The sequence below is a fragment of the Salinirubellus salinus genome (genome assembly GCF_025231485.1).
GTDB classification, from domain to species: domain Archaea; phylum Halobacteriota; class Halobacteria; order Halobacteriales; family Haloarculaceae; genus Salinirubellus; species Salinirubellus salinus.
Genome location: NZ_CP104003.1, coordinates 1,789,122 through 1,805,105 on the forward strand (window position 1 = coordinate 1,789,122; position 15,984 = coordinate 1,805,105).

At 70.9% G+C, this 15,984-nt stretch carries 18 protein-coding genes; 4 read left to right on the forward strand and 14 right to left on the reverse strand.

Features of this window, described 5'->3' with window-relative positions; all coding sequences use genetic code 11:
- Positions 1 to 16: 16 nt before the first annotated feature.
- Positions 17 to 1,345 (reverse strand): hemolysin family protein, encoded by a 1,329-nt coding sequence (locus tag N0B31_RS09835; RefSeq protein WP_260643689.1) that lies wholly within the window; start codon positions 1,343 to 1,345, stop codon positions 17 to 19.
- A gap of 177 nt (positions 1,346 to 1,522) precedes the next feature.
- Here N0B31_RS09835 and N0B31_RS09840 point away from each other — a divergent pair, with 177 nt between their 5' ends.
- On the forward strand, positions 1,523 to 1,918 hold the full coding sequence (locus N0B31_RS09840; protein WP_260643690.1) for a hypothetical protein: 396 nt from the start codon (positions 1,523 to 1,525) through the stop codon (positions 1,916 to 1,918).
- 56 nt (positions 1,919 to 1,974) lie between these two features.
- On the opposite strand, the gene N0B31_RS09845 is transcribed toward N0B31_RS09840, so the two are convergent.
- Positions 1,975 to 2,277, reverse strand: coding sequence for a hypothetical protein (locus N0B31_RS09845; RefSeq protein ID WP_260643691.1), 303 nt, complete (start codon positions 2,275 to 2,277; stop codon positions 1,975 to 1,977).
- Between the two features lie 140 nt (positions 2,278 to 2,417).
- On the opposite strand from N0B31_RS09845, the gene N0B31_RS09850 reads away from it, so the two are divergent.
- The gene (locus tag N0B31_RS09850; protein WP_260643692.1) at positions 2,418 to 3,665 is read left to right on the forward strand and encodes an ethylbenzene dehydrogenase-related protein; all 1,248 of its coding nucleotides are present in this window, start codon (positions 2,418 to 2,420) and stop codon (positions 3,663 to 3,665) included.
- Between the two features lie 63 nt (positions 3,666 to 3,728).
- On the opposite strand, the gene N0B31_RS09855 is transcribed toward N0B31_RS09850, so the two are convergent.
- The 6 genes from N0B31_RS09855 to N0B31_RS09880 all read right to left on the reverse strand — a co-directional run bounded on the left by N0B31_RS09855 (position 3,729) and on the right by N0B31_RS09880 (position 9,935).
- Positions 3,729 to 5,039, reverse strand: a complete 1,311-nt coding sequence (locus tag N0B31_RS09855; RefSeq protein ID WP_260643693.1) for a DUF8173 domain-containing protein — start codon at positions 5,037 to 5,039, stop codon at positions 3,729 to 3,731.
- Between the two features lie 430 nt (positions 5,040 to 5,469).
- On the reverse strand, positions 5,470 to 6,282 hold the full coding sequence (locus N0B31_RS09860; protein ID WP_380627492.1) for an ABC transporter permease: 813 nt from the start codon (positions 6,280 to 6,282) through the stop codon (positions 5,470 to 5,472).
- Positions 6,266 to 7,162 carry an ABC transporter permease gene (locus N0B31_RS09865; RefSeq protein ID WP_260643695.1) on the reverse strand — a complete coding sequence of 299 codons (897 nt, stop codon included), beginning with the start codon at positions 7,160 to 7,162 and terminating at the stop codon, positions 6,266 to 6,268. The genes N0B31_RS09860 and N0B31_RS09865 overlap by 17 nt, the downstream gene beginning before the upstream one ends.
- Positions 7,153 to 8,277 (reverse strand): ABC transporter ATP-binding protein, encoded by a 1,125-nt coding sequence (locus N0B31_RS09870; protein WP_260643696.1) that lies wholly within the window; start codon positions 8,275 to 8,277, stop codon positions 7,153 to 7,155. The genes N0B31_RS09865 and N0B31_RS09870 overlap by 10 nt, the downstream gene beginning before the upstream one ends.
- Before the next feature lie 4 nt (positions 8,278 to 8,281).
- Positions 8,282 to 9,379: an extracellular solute-binding protein gene (locus N0B31_RS09875; RefSeq protein ID WP_260643697.1), complete on the reverse strand. Its 1,098-nt coding sequence runs from the start codon at positions 9,377 to 9,379 to the stop codon at positions 8,282 to 8,284.
- A gap of 49 nt (positions 9,380 to 9,428) precedes the next feature.
- Positions 9,429 to 9,935 (reverse strand): metal-dependent hydrolase, encoded by a 507-nt coding sequence (locus N0B31_RS09880; protein WP_260643698.1) that lies wholly within the window; start codon positions 9,933 to 9,935, stop codon positions 9,429 to 9,431.
- Between the two features lie 220 nt (positions 9,936 to 10,155).
- Here N0B31_RS09880 and N0B31_RS09885 point away from each other — a divergent pair, with 220 nt between their 5' ends.
- The gene (locus N0B31_RS09885; protein WP_260643699.1) at positions 10,156 to 11,757 is read left to right on the forward strand and encodes a cytochrome P450; all 1,602 of its coding nucleotides are present in this window, start codon (positions 10,156 to 10,158) and stop codon (positions 11,755 to 11,757) included.
- Between the two features lie 70 nt (positions 11,758 to 11,827).
- Here the strand turns inward: N0B31_RS09885 and N0B31_RS09890 are convergent, their stop codons facing one another.
- Positions 11,828 to 12,031, reverse strand: a complete 204-nt coding sequence (locus tag N0B31_RS09890; RefSeq protein WP_260643700.1) for a DUF7511 domain-containing protein — start codon at positions 12,029 to 12,031, stop codon at positions 11,828 to 11,830.
- Positions 12,032 to 12,137: 106 nt separating this feature from the next.
- Positions 12,138 to 13,202 carry a deoxyhypusine synthase gene (locus N0B31_RS09895; protein WP_260643701.1) on the reverse strand — a complete coding sequence of 355 codons (1,065 nt, stop codon included), beginning with the start codon at positions 13,200 to 13,202 and terminating at the stop codon, positions 12,138 to 12,140.
- 101 nt (positions 13,203 to 13,303) lie between these two features.
- Between N0B31_RS09895 and N0B31_RS09900 the strand changes: the two genes are divergently transcribed.
- The gene (locus tag N0B31_RS09900; RefSeq protein ID WP_260643702.1) at positions 13,304 to 13,687 is read left to right on the forward strand and encodes a hypothetical protein; all 384 of its coding nucleotides are present in this window, start codon (positions 13,304 to 13,306) and stop codon (positions 13,685 to 13,687) included.
- 34 nt (positions 13,688 to 13,721) lie between these two features.
- Here N0B31_RS09900 and N0B31_RS09905 read toward each other — a convergent pair whose 3' ends face one another.
- The 4 genes from N0B31_RS09905 to N0B31_RS09920 all read right to left on the reverse strand — a co-directional run bounded on the left by N0B31_RS09905 (position 13,722) and on the right by N0B31_RS09920 (position 15,948).
- Positions 13,722 to 14,108: a hypothetical protein gene (locus N0B31_RS09905; RefSeq protein ID WP_260643703.1), complete on the reverse strand. Its 387-nt coding sequence runs from the start codon at positions 14,106 to 14,108 to the stop codon at positions 13,722 to 13,724.
- 110 nt (positions 14,109 to 14,218) lie between these two features.
- Positions 14,219 to 14,539, reverse strand: coding sequence for a transcription factor S (locus N0B31_RS09910; protein ID WP_260643704.1), 321 nt, complete (start codon positions 14,537 to 14,539; stop codon positions 14,219 to 14,221).
- 58 nt (positions 14,540 to 14,597) lie between these two features.
- Positions 14,598 to 15,128 (reverse strand): DUF8135 domain-containing protein, encoded by a 531-nt coding sequence (locus tag N0B31_RS09915; RefSeq protein ID WP_260643705.1) that lies wholly within the window; start codon positions 15,126 to 15,128, stop codon positions 14,598 to 14,600.
- Complete coding sequence (locus N0B31_RS09920; RefSeq protein ID WP_260643706.1) at positions 15,121 to 15,948, reverse strand: hypothetical protein; 828 nt, start codon at positions 15,946 to 15,948, stop codon at positions 15,121 to 15,123. The genes N0B31_RS09915 and N0B31_RS09920 overlap by 8 nt, the downstream gene beginning before the upstream one ends.
- Between the last annotated feature and the right edge of the window lie 36 nt (positions 15,949 to 15,984).

Genomic DNA, 15,984 nt, shown 5'->3' on the forward strand with positions numbered 1-15,984 from the left:
GGACCCGCCGGACGACTCAGGCCGACGGGGCGTCGTCGGGCTCGTACACCCGGACCGTCGAGATCCGGGTGCCGTCGACGGCCGTCACCTCCACGACGTGGCCGGCCGCTTCGACGTGGTCGCCGGGCTCCGGGACGCGGTCGAGTCGCTCCAGCACCATCCCGCCGATGGTCTCGACCTCGTCGCTCTCGAACGCGGTCCCGAGCGCCTCGTTGACCACCGAGAGCGGGACCGCGCCGTCCACGTCGTGGCCGCCGAGCTCGTGGTCCCGGATCGACGGCTCGCGCTCGTCGGCGTCGAACTCGTCACGGAGGTCCCCGACGACCGCCTCGACGACGTCCTCGACGGTCGCGATGCCCTCGAACGCACCCCACTCGTCGATCACCCCGGCCATCTGCTGTTGCTCGTCCCGGAACTGCAACAGGAGGTCGCTGATGGCCGTCGTCTCCGGGACGACGAGTATCTCCCGGGCGAGTTCGCCTGCCGTCGGTGGTTCCTCGGCGTCGGCCTCGGTCGCACGGAGCACGTCCTTCACGTCGACGAAGCCGACCACCTCCTCGCCGTCGCCGGGCTCGACCACGGGATAGCGCGTGTGCTCGGCCTCGAGGACGGTCGTCCGGAGCGCCGCCAGCGACGTGTCGACGGGGACGCTCACCACGTCCGGTCGCGGGACCATCACCTCCCGGACGATGGTGTCGTCGAGGTCGAACACGCGCTCGATCATCTCCACCTCGGCCAGGTCGACGTGGCCCGCCTCACCCGAGCGTGCCAGCACGCGGCGTATCTCGCGCTCCTCGAGCGTCTCGTCCGTCTCGGAGGCCGGCGGGATGCCCAGCAGCCGGGTGAACGCGTTGGCCGTCCCGTTGAAGACGACGAGGCCGGGGTAGAACAGGTAGTAGAAGAGCTTCATCGGCGGCGCGACGACCAGCGAGAGCTTCTCGGCCTCCGCGATGGCGATGGTCTTCGGGGCGAGTTCGCCGAAGACCACGTGGAGGAACGTGATCGTGCCGAAGCCGATGGCGAACGCTACCAGGTGGAGGAGGTTCGACGGGAGCACTGGCCCGAGGACGGGCTCGACGAGCGACGCGACGGCCGGCTCCCCGACCCAGCCCAGCCCGAGCGAGGCGATGGTGATGCCGAGCTGCGTGACCGCGAGGTAGTCGTCGAGGTTCCCCATCACGTCCTGGAGCACGCCAGAGCCGGCACGGCCCTCGGCCGCGAGCTGTTCGACCGACGTCGAGCGGATGCGGACGAAGGCGAACTCCGCAGCGACGAAGAAGCCGTTCAGTACCACGAGGAACAGGGCGAGGACGAGCTGGCCCGCCGAGAGGGCGACGTTCACCATCGGCGTGCCTCCGGGCCTCGACCGAACGGGGGTGACGTGACCATACCCGCCCCTCTCGGCGCACCCACTAAAGTAGTCCAGAGACGTCGTGGACACGGGTCGCCGGTGACGTCTGGCGGCCCGGCCTCGACCGACGCCGCGGGTGAACTACATACGCCTCGCGACCGTAGGGTCGGTATGGCCCTGACCGACACACCGGAGGAGCGGAACCGCATCGTCCAGATCGTACTGGCCGGCATCGTCGGACTCGCGGCTGTCCGAGCGTACCGGCGCGGCAACCGAGTCGGAGGTGTCCTCGGGGCGCTCGGGGCGGTCGCGCTCGGCTACACCGCCCTGTCCGACTCCGAGCGCGAGGCGGCGACGGTCGAGGTCGACGACGTTCGGGCGCCCGCGAGCGCGGACGCGAGCACGGAGCCGGCGACCGAGAGCGAGCCGGCGGCCGAGACGGCGACGGTGGCCGAGGCGAAGCTCCGCTGTGCGGCCTGTGGCGAGCCCATCGTCCCCGGCCAGCGCCGCGGCCCCGACGAGCACGACCGGACGGTCCACGAGGCCTGCCTGCAGGCGGCGGCCTGAGCGGTCGACCGACGCCGACCTGCGCCCGCCTCGTTCCCGTACTCGCGCCCGACCGCTCAGACCCGCGACTGCCAGGCCTCGTGTCCCTCGATCTCCTCGCAGACCCGCTCGCCGTCTTCCTCGCTCCGTAGGCCGAGCGCGTCCACCATCCGTACCCGGGTCTGTCGGTCGGCGACCCGTTCGCTCTCCTCCTCGTGCCGTCGCTCGAAGTTGAAGTCCGGCGCCCGCGTCTTCCCGAGGAGGTCGGTCCCCCCAGTGCTCTCGACGGCGACGGGGACCACGCCGTACTCGGCCAGCACCCGCACCACGTCCGCTCGGTCCTGTTCGATCGCGTCCTTGAGGTCGGCCTGGAGACCCATGGTCGGTCGACACGTTCGTGACTCCCGCTATTCAATGTTGCCTGCACACACACCACACAGTCCGTCCGGTCCACGTGGGCCCCCGACGCCGGCCGGCCGTAGAGTGAAGTCGCCCCCGGCGAAGGTTCGGTCGAGTGCCCGTGACCGACGACTGGCGGCCGGCCGAGACGACGAAGGAGCTCCGCACGCAGGTGGCCCACGACGGTGAGCGCGTCCACTTCCGGTTCCGCTGGGACCAGCCGGACCCCGGCGGCTGGATACACGACGTGCTCGTCTACCACGAGGGGGCGTGGCGGCAGTTCGCCGACCCCTCGCCGTGGGTGAGCGGCGACCCCGAACACACCGGGTTCTACGAGGACCGCCTCAGTTTCTTCCTCGACGACGGTTCTGTCCGTGGGTTCGAGGCGTTCGCGGGCTGGCTCACCACCCACGAGGGGCTGCGCTCGCTCCCGAGCGAGGTGTCCGCCGAGGCCGTCGAAGCCCACCCCCACTACGGCGAGCGACTGGGGAAGTCAGACCTCCGGAAGTTCCTCCCGCAGGCGTGTGCCGGCGAGTGGTGGGCGGGCGACTGGCGCGCGGTGCGGCCCCCCGAGGAACTCCGGGCGATGAAGGAGCGCGGGGAGTTCCTCGACCTGCCGATGTGGCGTGCGCACCGCTCTGACCCGGTTGGGTACGGGACGGACGCCCACGTCCTCGACTACCGGCACGCCGACGCGGGGCGTAAGACCTACACGAGCCAGTCGTGGGACCCCGAGACCGGTCCCGAACTGATGTTCGACCCGGAGGTGGTCGAGGGAGGTGCGCTCGACCACGCCGCGCTGCGGGCCGGCGAGTTCCCCGAGCAGGGGGCCGGGACCTACGCGCTCACGCCGGACGTGACGGTGCCGTTCGACCCGAGCGTCGCCGAGTGGGAGGGCGCTGCGATCCCACGACGACCGCTCCGCGAGCCGACCGGGAGCGCCGCCGACTGGACCGCCTCGGGCACGTGGACCGGCGACGAGTGGGTCGTCGAGATGTCACGGGCGTTGTCGACCGACCACCCGCTCGACACCACGCAACTGGAGCCTGGCGAGACCTACCTGTGGGCGCCGGCGGTCCACCACGGTGCCGGTAAGCGCTGGCACTGGGTGGGATACACGCACCGTCTCGGTATCGGCGTGGAACCGGAGCCGCCGACCGCCGGCCCGGCGCCGCTGGTCGCTCGGGAGGTGGCGCGCGCCCCGACGCCCGCGGCCGTGGACTGGGACGCCCTGCCGACCCACACGACGCCGCTGGTGTTCCCCGGCGTCCAGTCGTGGACCGACCTCGTCTCGGGAGCGAACGCCGAGGCGGTCCGGACCCTCGAGACGACGATGTGGGAGTTGCACGGCCGGGACGCTGAGCAGTGAGCGGCCGAGGGTGGGGTCGCGAGCGTCAGCCCCCCGCCGCCGTCGCCACCGCCCGACCCCACCTCACGGGTTTTCGGCGCCGGGGACGCGGTCGCTCACGGGCCGCCCGCCACGCTCCGTGCGGCGGTACCACCCGTAGGCGAGGCGAGTGACGGCGCCGAGTCCGAGCAGGAGGACGAGGCCGTCGAGCACGGGGCCCACCGTCGGGAGGAGCGCCAGCAGTCCGACGAGGAGCGAGCCGACCAGCAGTCCGGCCCAGCGGTTCTCGGCCGGCCAGAACTCCACGTCGCCACCCGCGTCCACGTAGGCGAGGAGCCGTGGGATCACGCCGAGGAGCCACATCCCGACCGTGAACCGACCGTAGACGGCGCCGACCCAGCCGAGGACGAGGTAGACCCCGGTGCCCGCGATGGCCACGGGGATACCGAAGAGGCTCAACCCGAACAGCAGGAGCAAGAGCGGAGCGAGGAGCACGACGACGAGACCCGCCCCGCCGGTCCGCAACGGTTCGTTCACGCCGACGGCGGCCACCTGTCGCGAGACCCGGGGGAAGAGGCCGACGAGCACCAGCCCGAGGAGGAGCGTCGCGAGGATCCAGTAGACGTCCAGGAACGAGAGCCCCAGCCGTCGCCACGGGTTCAACTGGAGCGGCAGGGCCGTCTGGTCTCCACGCGTCACGGTGTCGACCGACCCGCCGAACCCGGCGGCTGCGACCGGTCCGCGCGACGCCGTGTCGCGGTCCGCGCTGCCCGTCGCGTCGAGGCCAGCGGCGGCCGGGGGCGTCGCCGACAGCCCCTCGTCGGTGAGGTACCGCTCGAAACTGAGGAGCGCACGCGAGGCGTCCACGGTGCCGACGACCCGGCCACGGATGGAGAACTCGCCGTCGGTGTCGGTGAGATTGACGTCGAACGTGCCACCAGCGTCGGTCACCCCGGAGCGCGTGTCGACCGTCGCGTTGCCGGTGGCGACCACCTCGAAGAACCCGGCACGGAGCACGGCGTCGCCCAACAGGGACGCGCGGAGCACGAACTCGCTGACCTGCAGGACGGTACCGTCGCCGGGACCCCGGAGCATGGGGTCGGTCGGCGCACCGCCCCACGCCTCCCCGGCCGACGGCACGGTGGTCGAATCGGAGGCCGTCACCGCGTCGACCACGCCGACGCCCCCCGCGAGGACGACCACCGCGACCACCGCGACGACCAGCAGCCGCCGCCCCGTGGGTCTGCTCCGCGCCGCGACTCGTCGTGGACGCCGATCACTCGACGTCGCGTCGCACGCCCTGCCGGCGTCGCGAGGCGGCTGTCCAGCAGCACCGCGGTGGGTCGTCACCTCGGGTGGTCGGTCGGACTCGGTGGGGGTGGGGTCGTCGGTCATGAATCTGCTCCTCGCGGCGTCGAGTACGGGAGTGGCGGGCCGGTACGTGGACTGCTCGTCGTGGCTGGCTTGCCCGGGAGACCCGATTGTAATGGCGCTCCTATGTGGGCTCGGAGGAGAGACGGCGTCGGAAGTATCGGGCTACTGCACCCTCGCTCGCCGGGCGCCCGACCGGAGCCCGGAGCACCGAGCCGGCGAGTAGGGGCGGGTTACTCCGGTGAGGAGTGGCCTCGGCACTCATAGGGCTCGTCACCACCGGCTGCCTACACCGGCTCGGCCCGGTCGCTCGTCATCGGCCACCGGGAGTTCGCCACGCCGGATGAAGAAGCCTGCGCGACGTGGCCCGGTCGCCTCGGGACCCGGTGCCGGCTCACCCACCCGGTCGGGGGTGGGCGGTCGGTTGAGGGACCTCCCGCTCGCCGGGGGCGACTCAGGTGTCGGTCGCCAGTCGGTCCAGTCCGGCGAGCGCGCCAGCCAGCAGGACGAGCAGGACCACCACGGCGAGGAGGATAGTCGAGACGACGCTCACCAGCGGGTCGAGGCTCTGTCGCAGGGAGTTCCACGCCTGGACGGGGACGGTTCGGGTGTCCGGGCCCGAGAGGAACAGCGCCATGACGAACTCCTGCAGGCTGACGATGAAGGCGACGAGCGCGGCGACGACCAGCCCCGCCCGAACCTCGGGGACGACGACCGTCCGGAAGGCGTAGACCCGCGAGGCACCCAGGTCGAGCGCAGCCTCGTGGAGTCGCCAGTCGAAGCGGGCGAACGTCGACTGCATCACGGAGAAGGTGAGCGGGGTCGCCCAGAGCGAGTGAGCCAGCACGAGCGCGAGGTAGCTCTGCTGGAGGCCGAACGCGCTGAAGAACGTGAGTAGGGTGACGCCGATGACCACGCCGGGGACGAGCAGTGGGAGGAGCGCGAGGCCGACCAGCCCCGAGTGGAGCCGGCCGTCGTACCCACGCAGACCCAGCGCCGCGGTCGTCCCGACGACCATCGAGAGGGTGCTGGTACCGGCCGCGACGAGGAGGCTGTTGAACAGCGACCGGAGCCACGTCGGCGAGGCGAGCAGTTCGTCGAACCACCGGACCGAGAGGTCGGTCGGGGGGAAGACGACGGCGCTGGAGGTGTCGAACGCCGTCGCGACGACGATCCCCAGCGGGAGGACGAGCATGGCGAACAGGGTCGCGACGACGACGCGGAACGCCCAGCTGCGGACCGCGCTCGCCTCAGCCAAGCAACTCACCTCCGTCGCCGAGTCGCCAGAGCCCGACGAGCAGCGTCGCCAGCACGACGGCGACGGTGACCACAGCGAGGGCGGCGGCGGCGGGCCAGTCGAACTCCGTCAGCAGGAGCTGCGAGACGAGGATGGCGTTCGTCTGTTCGCTCCCCGAGCCGACGAGCAGGGGTGCGGGGTAGGCACCGACGGACCACGTGAAGCTCACGATGCCCGCCACCGCCACCCCGGGCCGGGCGTGCGGGAGTACCACCTCGCGGAAGACGTGTGGGCCGGCCGCACCGAGGTCGCGCGCCGCCTCGACGAGGCGGTCGTCGAGCGTCGACAGCACCGCGTACACCGACAGGATGGCGTAGGGGACGACGATGTACAGTTGTGCGAGGACGGCCCCCGCGAGGTTGTCGACCAGCAGGAGCGGTTCGGCGAGGAGGCCGAGACCCGTGAGGAGGTCGTTCAGCACCCCCCGCGGCGAGAAGACGAGGACGACCGCGAACAGTTTGACGACGATGGTGGTGAACAGCGAGAGGACCGCGCCGGCGAGGAGCGTGGTCCGTGCCCATCCCGTGGCCCGCCACGCGGCGTAGGCGTAGACGACGGCCACCGCCACCGCGAGGAGCGTGACGAGGACGGCGAAGCCGAGCGTGAACGCGAATATCTCGTGGACGAGCGACGTCTCGACGACGTACTCGTAGCCCGCGGTCGACCACGACCCCTCGACGAACGCCCCGCCGGTCGTCCGGTCGGCCAGACTCAACCGTACCAGGTAGCCCATCGGGACGAGGAACACCAGGCCGTCGAGGACGAGCAGCGGGACGAGCAGGGCGACGGTCCGCCACCGCGGCGAGAGCGAGGCGAACGGGCGCGTCGGGCGGGCGTCGCTCAGCGACATCGGGCCCCCGACGCGTCGAAGTAGAGCGCGTCGCTCGGCGTGAACCGGACCGCCAGTCGGTCGCCGGGCTCGACGTTCGGCGCCGAGGCGACCGACGGCTCGACGAACAGGTCCGCGTCGCCCGCCGACAGCCTGACCCGCAGGTCGGCACCGCGGTAAACGGTCTCCTCGACGGTGGCGACGACCGAGACGGCCGACTCACCGCCGTCGCCGGCAGTCTGGGGCGTCATCTCGCGTTCGGCCTCGGCGGCGGGGGCGAACGCGAGGCGTTCGGGGCGCAACGAGACCGTCACCGCGTCGTCGGGCTCGAGTCCCGATCCGTCGACCGGGGCGTCGAACGCGACACCGAACGGGGTCGACAGCGTGGGCGCCCGCCCGTCGGTGACGGTACACTCGACGAAGTTGGTCGTCCCGAGGAAGGACTCGACGAAGCGGTCGGTCGGGTCGTCGTAGACCGTCTCGGGTGTGTCGACCTGGACCAGTTCGCCGCCGTCCATCACGCCGAGTCGGTCGCCGAGCGTGAACGCCTCGTCCTGGTCGTGCGTCACGTAGAGCATCGTCGTCCCGACGCGGTCGTGGATGCGTTTGAGTTCGAGTTGCATCGTCTCGCGGAGGCGACGGTCGAGACTCGACAGCGGTTCGTCCAGCAGGAGGAGGTCCGGGTCGACCACGAGCGAGCGGGCCAGCGCGACGCGCTGTTTCTGCCCACCGCTCAACTGCCCCGGTCGCGAGTCCTCGTAGCCGTCCATCTCGACCAGTTCGAGCGTCTCCCGCGCGCGAGCCTCGCGCTCCGCGGCGTCGACACCGGCCACCCGGAGCCCGAACTCGACGTTCTCCTGCACGCTCTGCTGCGGGAACAGCGCCCAGTCCTGGAACACCATCGAGGTGTCGCGCTCGTTCGGTGGCAGGTCGGTGACGTCGACACCGTCGAGTAGCACGCGACCCCCCGTGGGGGTCTCGAACCCCGATATCGCGCGGAGGACCGTCGACTTCCCGGAACCGCTGGGGCCGAGCAGGCAGCAGAGTTCCCCCTCCGCGACCCGCAGCGAGACGCCGTCGACGGCCGTCAGGTCACCGTAGGAGACGGTGAGCCCGTCGAGTTCGAGCATCGCCATCGAGTCAGTTGTCCTGGACGAACGCCCGGAATCGTTCGTTCATCTCGCTGGAGAACTCGGCCACACCGGCGAAGTTCTGGAACGCCACGTCCTGCAGTTCCTCGTTCGTCGTCGGCAGGTTCTCGGCGGTCACGTCGGGGTAGCTGGTCTCCTCGTGCGAGAAGCCGAGATTGAACGCTTCCGCGTAGGTCGTCTGGACCGCCGGGTCGAGCAGGAAGTCGACGAACTCCGTCGCCATCGCCTCCCGTGAGGTGCCGCGGACGAGCTGGTAGTAGTCGACGTAGCCCGTGGTCGGCTCCGGCACCGTGACGCCGATGGGGTACTCGTCGGTATCGCGGGCCTTCCGCAGTCCGTAGGCGAAGAAGTAGTGCCCCACGTCCGCCAGCCCCTCGGAGAGCGCGGTCCAGAGCTGCTGGGTACCCTGGTAGAAGGTGGAGACCGGGAGGCGCTCTACCACGTCGAACAGCGCGTCCATGTACTGCCGGTCGTAGACCTCGCCGGCCAGCGGTTCCTCGTCCTGCAGTAACGCGGCCATCATGAACAGTTTGAGCCAGAAGTCACTCGGCAGCGCGACGGCCTCCGCCTCGGAGGACTGGAGGTCTGCCCACGACTCGGGCGTCCACGAGACGGTATCCTCGTTGTAGACGTAGGCGTGCGCGCCGTAGGCGACCGGGACGCCGACCTCGGCCATCTGGTACTGGCGGAGGTTGGACTTGATACCGCCCGCGTTGGAGAGGTCGTCGTACGCGACCGGGACCCAGAGGTCGTCCTGCTGGCCGCGGTAGTTGGTCCGGCCGACGCCGACGGTCACGTCGAACGGCGGGTCGTCGGCCGGTGACTGGCGGATCTTCGAGAGGATGCCCTGCCAGTTGCCGGTGACCTCGAGTGTGTTGCCCGTCCGGTCCTCGTACAGGGGCTTGATCCGTTCGCGGAACACCGTCTCGTTCGTCCCGCTCCAGACGGAGACCCGGAGCGTCTCCCCGCCCGCGGAGCCGAACACGCTCGAACAGCCACTCAGTGCCGCCGTCGTCGCCGCCCCACCGGCGGCGAGGAGACCGCGTCGACTGACCGTACGAGACCGCGCCGCGTCTCGGTCTGTCATCAGCCGTCTGTAGGGGCGAGCGCGACTAAAACGGCGGGAAAGCGGCACCCTAGCCGCCGGCAGCGTCGGGGTCGGGGCGCACCGACAGCGCCCACGCCCGGCGGAGCGAGGGGAGCACCGCGAGCACCCCCGCGGCGAGGAGTACGAGGTTCGCGCCCGGGTGTCGGGCGGCCACGAGCGCCAGCGTGTACTCGGTGGCGACCAGCGGCGCGAACGGGCGGATCCCCATGGGCGTGAGGACGTCGCCGAGCAGGTGACCGAGGACGCTCAGGACGCCCAGCAGTGAGGCGAACCGGGCAGCGTCGTGCCCGGGGCGTCGGCTGGAGAGCCGCCACACCAGCCAGAGCACGGCACCGAGACAGAGCGCGGCCCACACGGTGTGGGTCGGACCCCGGTGTGCGAGCGGGAGGTACAGGTCGATATCGGGGAGTGCGGCGAGGAGGAGCATCGTCACCGTCCCGCCGAGGGCACGGCCGGGGTGGCCGGTCCGGCACAGCACGTACGCGAGGGGAGCGAACAGGAGCAGGGCGACGCCGATGTGTCCCGCCAGATACATTCTCGTCCAGAGGAGTCGGGGGAGCCACGATAATTGTACGGTGGCCGTACAGAAACTGAAGCCACTCACCGGCGAGGAAGTTTCTCCGCGAGGCCGTGAGCCGAACCCGCCGAGGACGGTGGTCCGGACCGCCGAGGGGTCCCGCGCGTCGTCCGGGGCCCCCCGTGCACTCCCCGGAATGTAGCGGCAATATTTACGTGGCGACTGCTAACAGTCACGGATGGCATACCCGTACCCGGACGGCACGCCCGGCGAACCATCGCTCCGGGGGGTGCTGGAACTGGTCCCCGACCTGGTGAGCAGTGACCCGACGGCGGTGGCCGTGAAGCTCCGTGACAGACACGGCTACGTGGTCCGCATCCCAGGGCTCCACCCCGCGCTCGACGCTGGCGTCTACCTCGTCACCCACCCCGACGACGTCCAGCGCATCCTCCAGACCGCGCCGAACGATTTCGGCCCGCTGGACGTGCCCGGCGCCCACGACTTCGGGAAGGTGGTGGAGAACAGCATCGTCAGCCTGAGTGCCGAGGACGGCAGTGACGCGTGGACCCAGCGGACCCGGATGCTCCACCCGGAGTTCACCGAGCGGGCGATGTACCGGCACGTCCCCGCGATGGTCGAGGAGACGCTCGCGTCGCTCGCGGCGTTCACGAACCCGGCCGCCGAGTCCGTGGGGTCGGCGGGGAGTCGCGTGCACACGCCGGACGGGGCGGTCTCGCTCCTGCCGGCGATGCGACGGCTCTCGCTCCGACTGCTCGGCGTCTCGCTGTTCGGGGCGGACGTCCGGGCCCACGAGGCGCAGGTCATCGACGCCGTCGACACGCTCCGGGCGGCGTTCAAGCGCCGGCAGGTGAACGTCGTCACCGGCCGTCTCACCCGCCACCTGCCCGAGGAGTTGCACTTGCCGGCGTTCCTCGGCGACCGGGTCGGCGACCCCCACATCCGTCTCGGCACGCGCACCGAGCGTGAGGTGTACGACGCGCTCGACGCCCTCGTCGGCGCGGCCGACGCAATCGCCGGGCGGCGCGAGTCGACGCCGCGCGCGTTCGACGACGGCCTCGCGACGTGGCTCGTCCGGCCCGACCCGGTGACGGGCGACGTCCTCTCACCGGACACCGTCCGACAGGAGATACTCGGCCTGCTCATCGCGGGCCACGCCACCACGAGCGCGGCGCTAACGTGGGCGTTCTACCTGCTCGCGAGTCGGCCGGCCGTCCAGGAGCGGATCCACGCGGAGGCCCGTGGGACCGACCTACTGGCGTCGCTGGAGCGGGTCCGCGAGGAGGCGGCCGCCGGGGACGCCGACGTCGACCCGCGCTCGGACACCGAGGCGGGGGCCGCGTTCCTCGACGCGCTCCCGTACACCCGGCAGGTGTGGCAGGAGACGCTGCGGCTCTACCCCGCGCTCCCCATCTTCGGGCGGACGACGAAGCGCGAGGTGGAGCTGGGTGGCGTCGAACTGCCCGCGGGGTCACACCTCCTCGTCAGCCCGTACGTCACCCACCGCGACCCGGCGTTCTGGCCGGACCCGGAGCGGTTCGACCCGGACCGGTTCGCGGACGGCGAGGAGCACACCCCGTTCGCGTACTACCCGTTCTCGGGCGGGCGACACGCCTGTCTCGGACGCGAACTGGCGACGACCGAGGCGCTGGTGGTGCTGGCGACGACGCTGGCCACACATCGCGTCGAGTTCGCCGACCACGACGCGGGGATGGGTCCCCACCCGGATTCGGCGGCCTACGAACCCGCGGTGGACGTGGACTCGGCCATCAACCTCCAGCCGGACGGGGACGTGGCCGTACGGTTCGTCCCCCGCGACTGAGCGGCCGGCGCGACGACGGTGGCCGTCGCTCGACGGGTGGCGACCGCGAGAACGAGCTGCGCCGACCGGTTCAGAGTGTCTCCTCGAGCGGCACCGCGTGGGCCGCGTCGATGGAGATCCACTGCGTGTACATCCGCTCGAGGTCGTCCTCGGGGAAGAACGTCACCTCGTTCGGTCGGTCGGCGTCGTCGACGACGCAGGTGATATCGTACCGCGGGAACTCTGCGTACAACCCCTCACTCTGCCCATCAGCACCACGTTCGGTCGTGCTCATCTCCTATCTCCCCTCCGTATCGCCCACATATAGACCTCCGGCCCCGATTATCAGCCGATAGAACCGAAAAGGATGTCGTGCCTCGCACGCGCCCCGCCGCCGTCGGTCACTCCAGCCGGTCGAGCGCGCCCGCGACGACCAGCGGCAGGGTCACGGTGGCGTCGCCGTACACCGAGACGTTCCGGGCCTCCTTGCGGAGTTTCCCCCACGAGCGCGCCTCGTCCAGCGTCGCGCCAGACAGCCCCCCGGTCTGGGGTGGGTCCATCGTCAACTGGACCGCGAAGTCGTACGCACCCGGCGTCACGAGCATCGTCTGGAGGACGTAGTTCTTCGGCACGCCGCCACCGACCACCATCGCGCCCGAGCGCTCGGCGTCGTACGCGAGGTCGTTCAGCGCGGACATGTCCGCCAGCGCGTCCAGCGAGAACGGGGCGACCTGCGAGCGGAGCCACGCCTGCAGCCCCAGCACGGAGTCCTGGATGGCGGGGACGTGGACCGGGACGTCACACTCGTACGCGGCGGCGGCGATGCCCGCGTCCTCCTCGACGCCCTCGCGCTCGTTCACCTCGGCGTTCGCACGCCCGAGTTCGGCGACGAACTCCGCGATGGAGACCGTGCCGTCGACGCCCTCACCCTCACCCTCGCCCGCGCGTTCCTCGACGACCGGGAACACCTCCTCGCGCAGGTGTGACTCGAACAGCGCGAAGTGCTCCTGCGGGAGGTAGACGTTGTAGATGCGGTCGACCTCCTCGTCGCGCAGCTGTTCGTCGTGTTCGCGCATCGACTTGCCCGGCTGCTCGTCGCGGCCGTGGTGGTGTTTCCCGCCGATGGCCTCGATGCTGTCGTGGGTCAGGTTCGCGCCCGTCGTGACGAGCGCGTCGACGTGGCCGTCCCGGATGAGGTCACTCACGATGCGGCGCATCCCGGCGGGGACCATCGCGCCCGCGAGGCCGAAGAAGACGGTCACGTCGTCGTCGAGCATCTCGGCGTAGACGTCGACGGCCTCGTGGAGGTCCGCCGCGCCGATGCCCGCACGGCCGTACTGTTCGACCAGTTCGGCGACGGTCATCCCCGCGCGCACCTCGGCGTGACCCACCGGGTCCTCGTGGAACTCCTCGCGGTGGGGGTCGTGGTGTCCGTGGCCGTCTCCGTCCGCGGCGTCGTCGGTCATACCCGGCGTCGGTCGCCGGGCGGATTGAAAGGCCCGGTTCGGGCCGGGCGGACGACCCCGACGCCACAGAGAACAAGCCCCCGTGGGTGGTAGCGTCGTGTATGCCCATCGGACCCGACGAGTGGGAGACGGGCCGCACCGCGGCGGCCGACGACAGCGGCAGCGCCGTCAAGGACCGCCTCCACGAGTTCCTCGAACTGAACCGGGGGAAGGCCTACACCGCCGACGAACTGGCGAAGGTGTACGCCCGGGAGATCGCCGGGGACGCCATCGCGGGCGAGGACCCCGCGAAGAACCAGCTCGACGCGCCCGACCACACCACCTTCCAGCGGTTCCTCGGCCGCCTCAGCGAGACCGTCTTCAGACGCTCGGGGACCGTCGACGCCGCGCTCCGCGAACTCGAGGCGGAAGGCGCCATCGAGTCGAAGGTGGTCGAGACGAGCGACGGGACCCGCACCTACTACCGGGTACGCGACGCCGAGTGAAGAAGGCGATACGATACCGCGACCGCACCGTGGTTCAGTCGCTCAACGACGTGTACTTGACGCCCTGCTGGCCCACGAAGATGAGCAGCAACGCGAACGCCGCGACGACGAGCCACCGGCCGGTCTGCGAGGTGACCGCGCCGACGGACATGTCGAGCAGTCCGAGGCCGACCGCCTGACCGAGCGCGAACAGGAACAGCGTGAACCCGACGAGGACGATGCCCCCGCGGATGAAGCCGTTCGCGAACCAGTCGGTGAGGCCCCGACCGCGTCGCCCCTGTGGCTGCTGGCCGCCCTGCTGGGCGGCCGGCTGCTTCCCGGCCCCGGACTGCTGGGCCTGTCCGCCGTTCCCTCGCTGACCGTCGGCACCGCCGCCCGGCTGTCGCTGGTCGTCAGTCTGACCGCGGTTGTCGTGGGACATCGGTATCGCGTCTCTCCGTACGACGGGTGCCCGACTTACTCCCCGGGCGCTAAGGACCGTTGCAGCCCGGGGACACTTATGACGGGGGAGGCGACAGACCGTCCCGTCCCTCAGCTGTACCCGCGCCAGCGGTAGCCACACTCGGTACACTTGAAGAAGCGCGTCGGCGGTTCGTCCGCGCTCCCGGTCTGCTTGATGGTGTACCACGCCTTCTCAGTGCCGCACTTCTCGCAGCGCACCTCGGCGGTCGGCTTCCCCTCGTCGGCCGCCTCCGGGTCCGACTCGATGACGTCGTCGAACGTCTGTTCCTCGGTGGACTCGTAGCGCTCCGAGAGGTCCGCCTCCTTGCGCTGGGTGGCGCCACACGACGAGCAGACCATCTCCTCGCCGTCGGCGTGCATCAGCGAGCCACACTCGTCACAGAACTGCATACCCTCGGCTCCGGCTTCGAACGACTAAAGCGCGGCTACTCGGGTGCCCCGACCCGACTCACTCCCGCGGGTCCGTGGTCGACTCCTCGGGGTCCGGGTACGCCTCCAGGTCACGACGCCACTCCACCACCGGACAGTCGGCCACGCGGAAGTGCTCCACGTCGACGAGTTCGAGTATGTCGGTCCCGGGGTGCTCGCAGGCCGTCTCGGGGGGCGTGGTGAAGTAGCGACACCCCTCGCAGTACCGCCGCTTGGAGACCACCACCTCGTCGCGGTCAGGGACCGCCTCGGCGGCCGCCCCATCCGGCGTCCCGACGGCGTCCGCCGTGGTCTCCACCCCCTTCCCCTCGAGGACGCGGTCGACCACCTCGGCCTCGTCGTCGAGTTCGTCGCGGTCCATCGCCTCGAAGAGGTCGTCGTCCGTCGCCGGCGTCCGCTCGCCGAGCGGCGCGTCCTCGAGTTCGGCGAACGGGTCCGAGTCCACCTCGGCCTCGACGTCGCCGAGTTCCACGAACGGATCGAACTCGCCCTCGCCCTCGCGCTCCTCCTCCTCCTCGCGCCCGCCGTCCGGGTCCGTCCCGTCACTCATCGCTCACACCTCCGGGGCCGACGAGTCGGGGCGAACTGAACATCCCGCCGCGGCCCTCCAGCCCGCCGAACGGTGCGCTACAGTGGGGGCAGGCGGCCTCCGGGAGCAGCGAGAGGTCGACGGGAGCGCCACAGGCCCCGCAGTCGGCCGACGCGATGCGCTCGCGGGCGGCCTGTCGTTTGATGTCGACGAGCGTCGCCTCGCGGGCCGCGACGGGGGTGGGCCGCTGCGTCGTCGTGGCCTCGGCCTCTGCCGCCCCCTCGGTCGGGGTCCGTTCCTCGCGGAGGGCGACGACGGCGTGCGCGACACGGGTGAGCTTCGTCTCCACGTCGTCCAGTCGTTCGTCCAGTCGGACGGCCGTCTCGGCGTGGGCCTGGAGCGACTCGCGGACCGCTTCGAGGTCCGCGTCCTCCACGGCGGGGCCCTCGCGCTCGAGCGACTCGACGTCGTCGCGCAGGTCGCGGACCGTCGCCCCGAGTTCGTCGACCTGCGCCCCGAGCGACGCGAACTGCTCCTCGGGGACCTTCGTGTCCGTCTCCTTCTTGAGTTGGACGACTCGGCGTCGTACGTCGTCCAGTTTCCGTTCGACGTCCTCGTCGTACTGGTCGAGACGGTGGTTCACCAGCGGCACCACCCGGTCTTCGACCAGCGACTCCACCGCGTCCTCGTCCGTGGTCGCGTCGCGGTACGCCGAGAGTAGCGCGAGCAGGAGCTCCTCGCGGTCCATCCCCGACCCGGCGGCCCGCTCGGAGAGCCACTCCTCGAGGGGCGGTGGAACGACGACCGACACGGTCCGTCCCTCGGACGGTTCACTCGCCATCACGTTCACGTAGTCGGGAGAGACGTTTAAACGTTC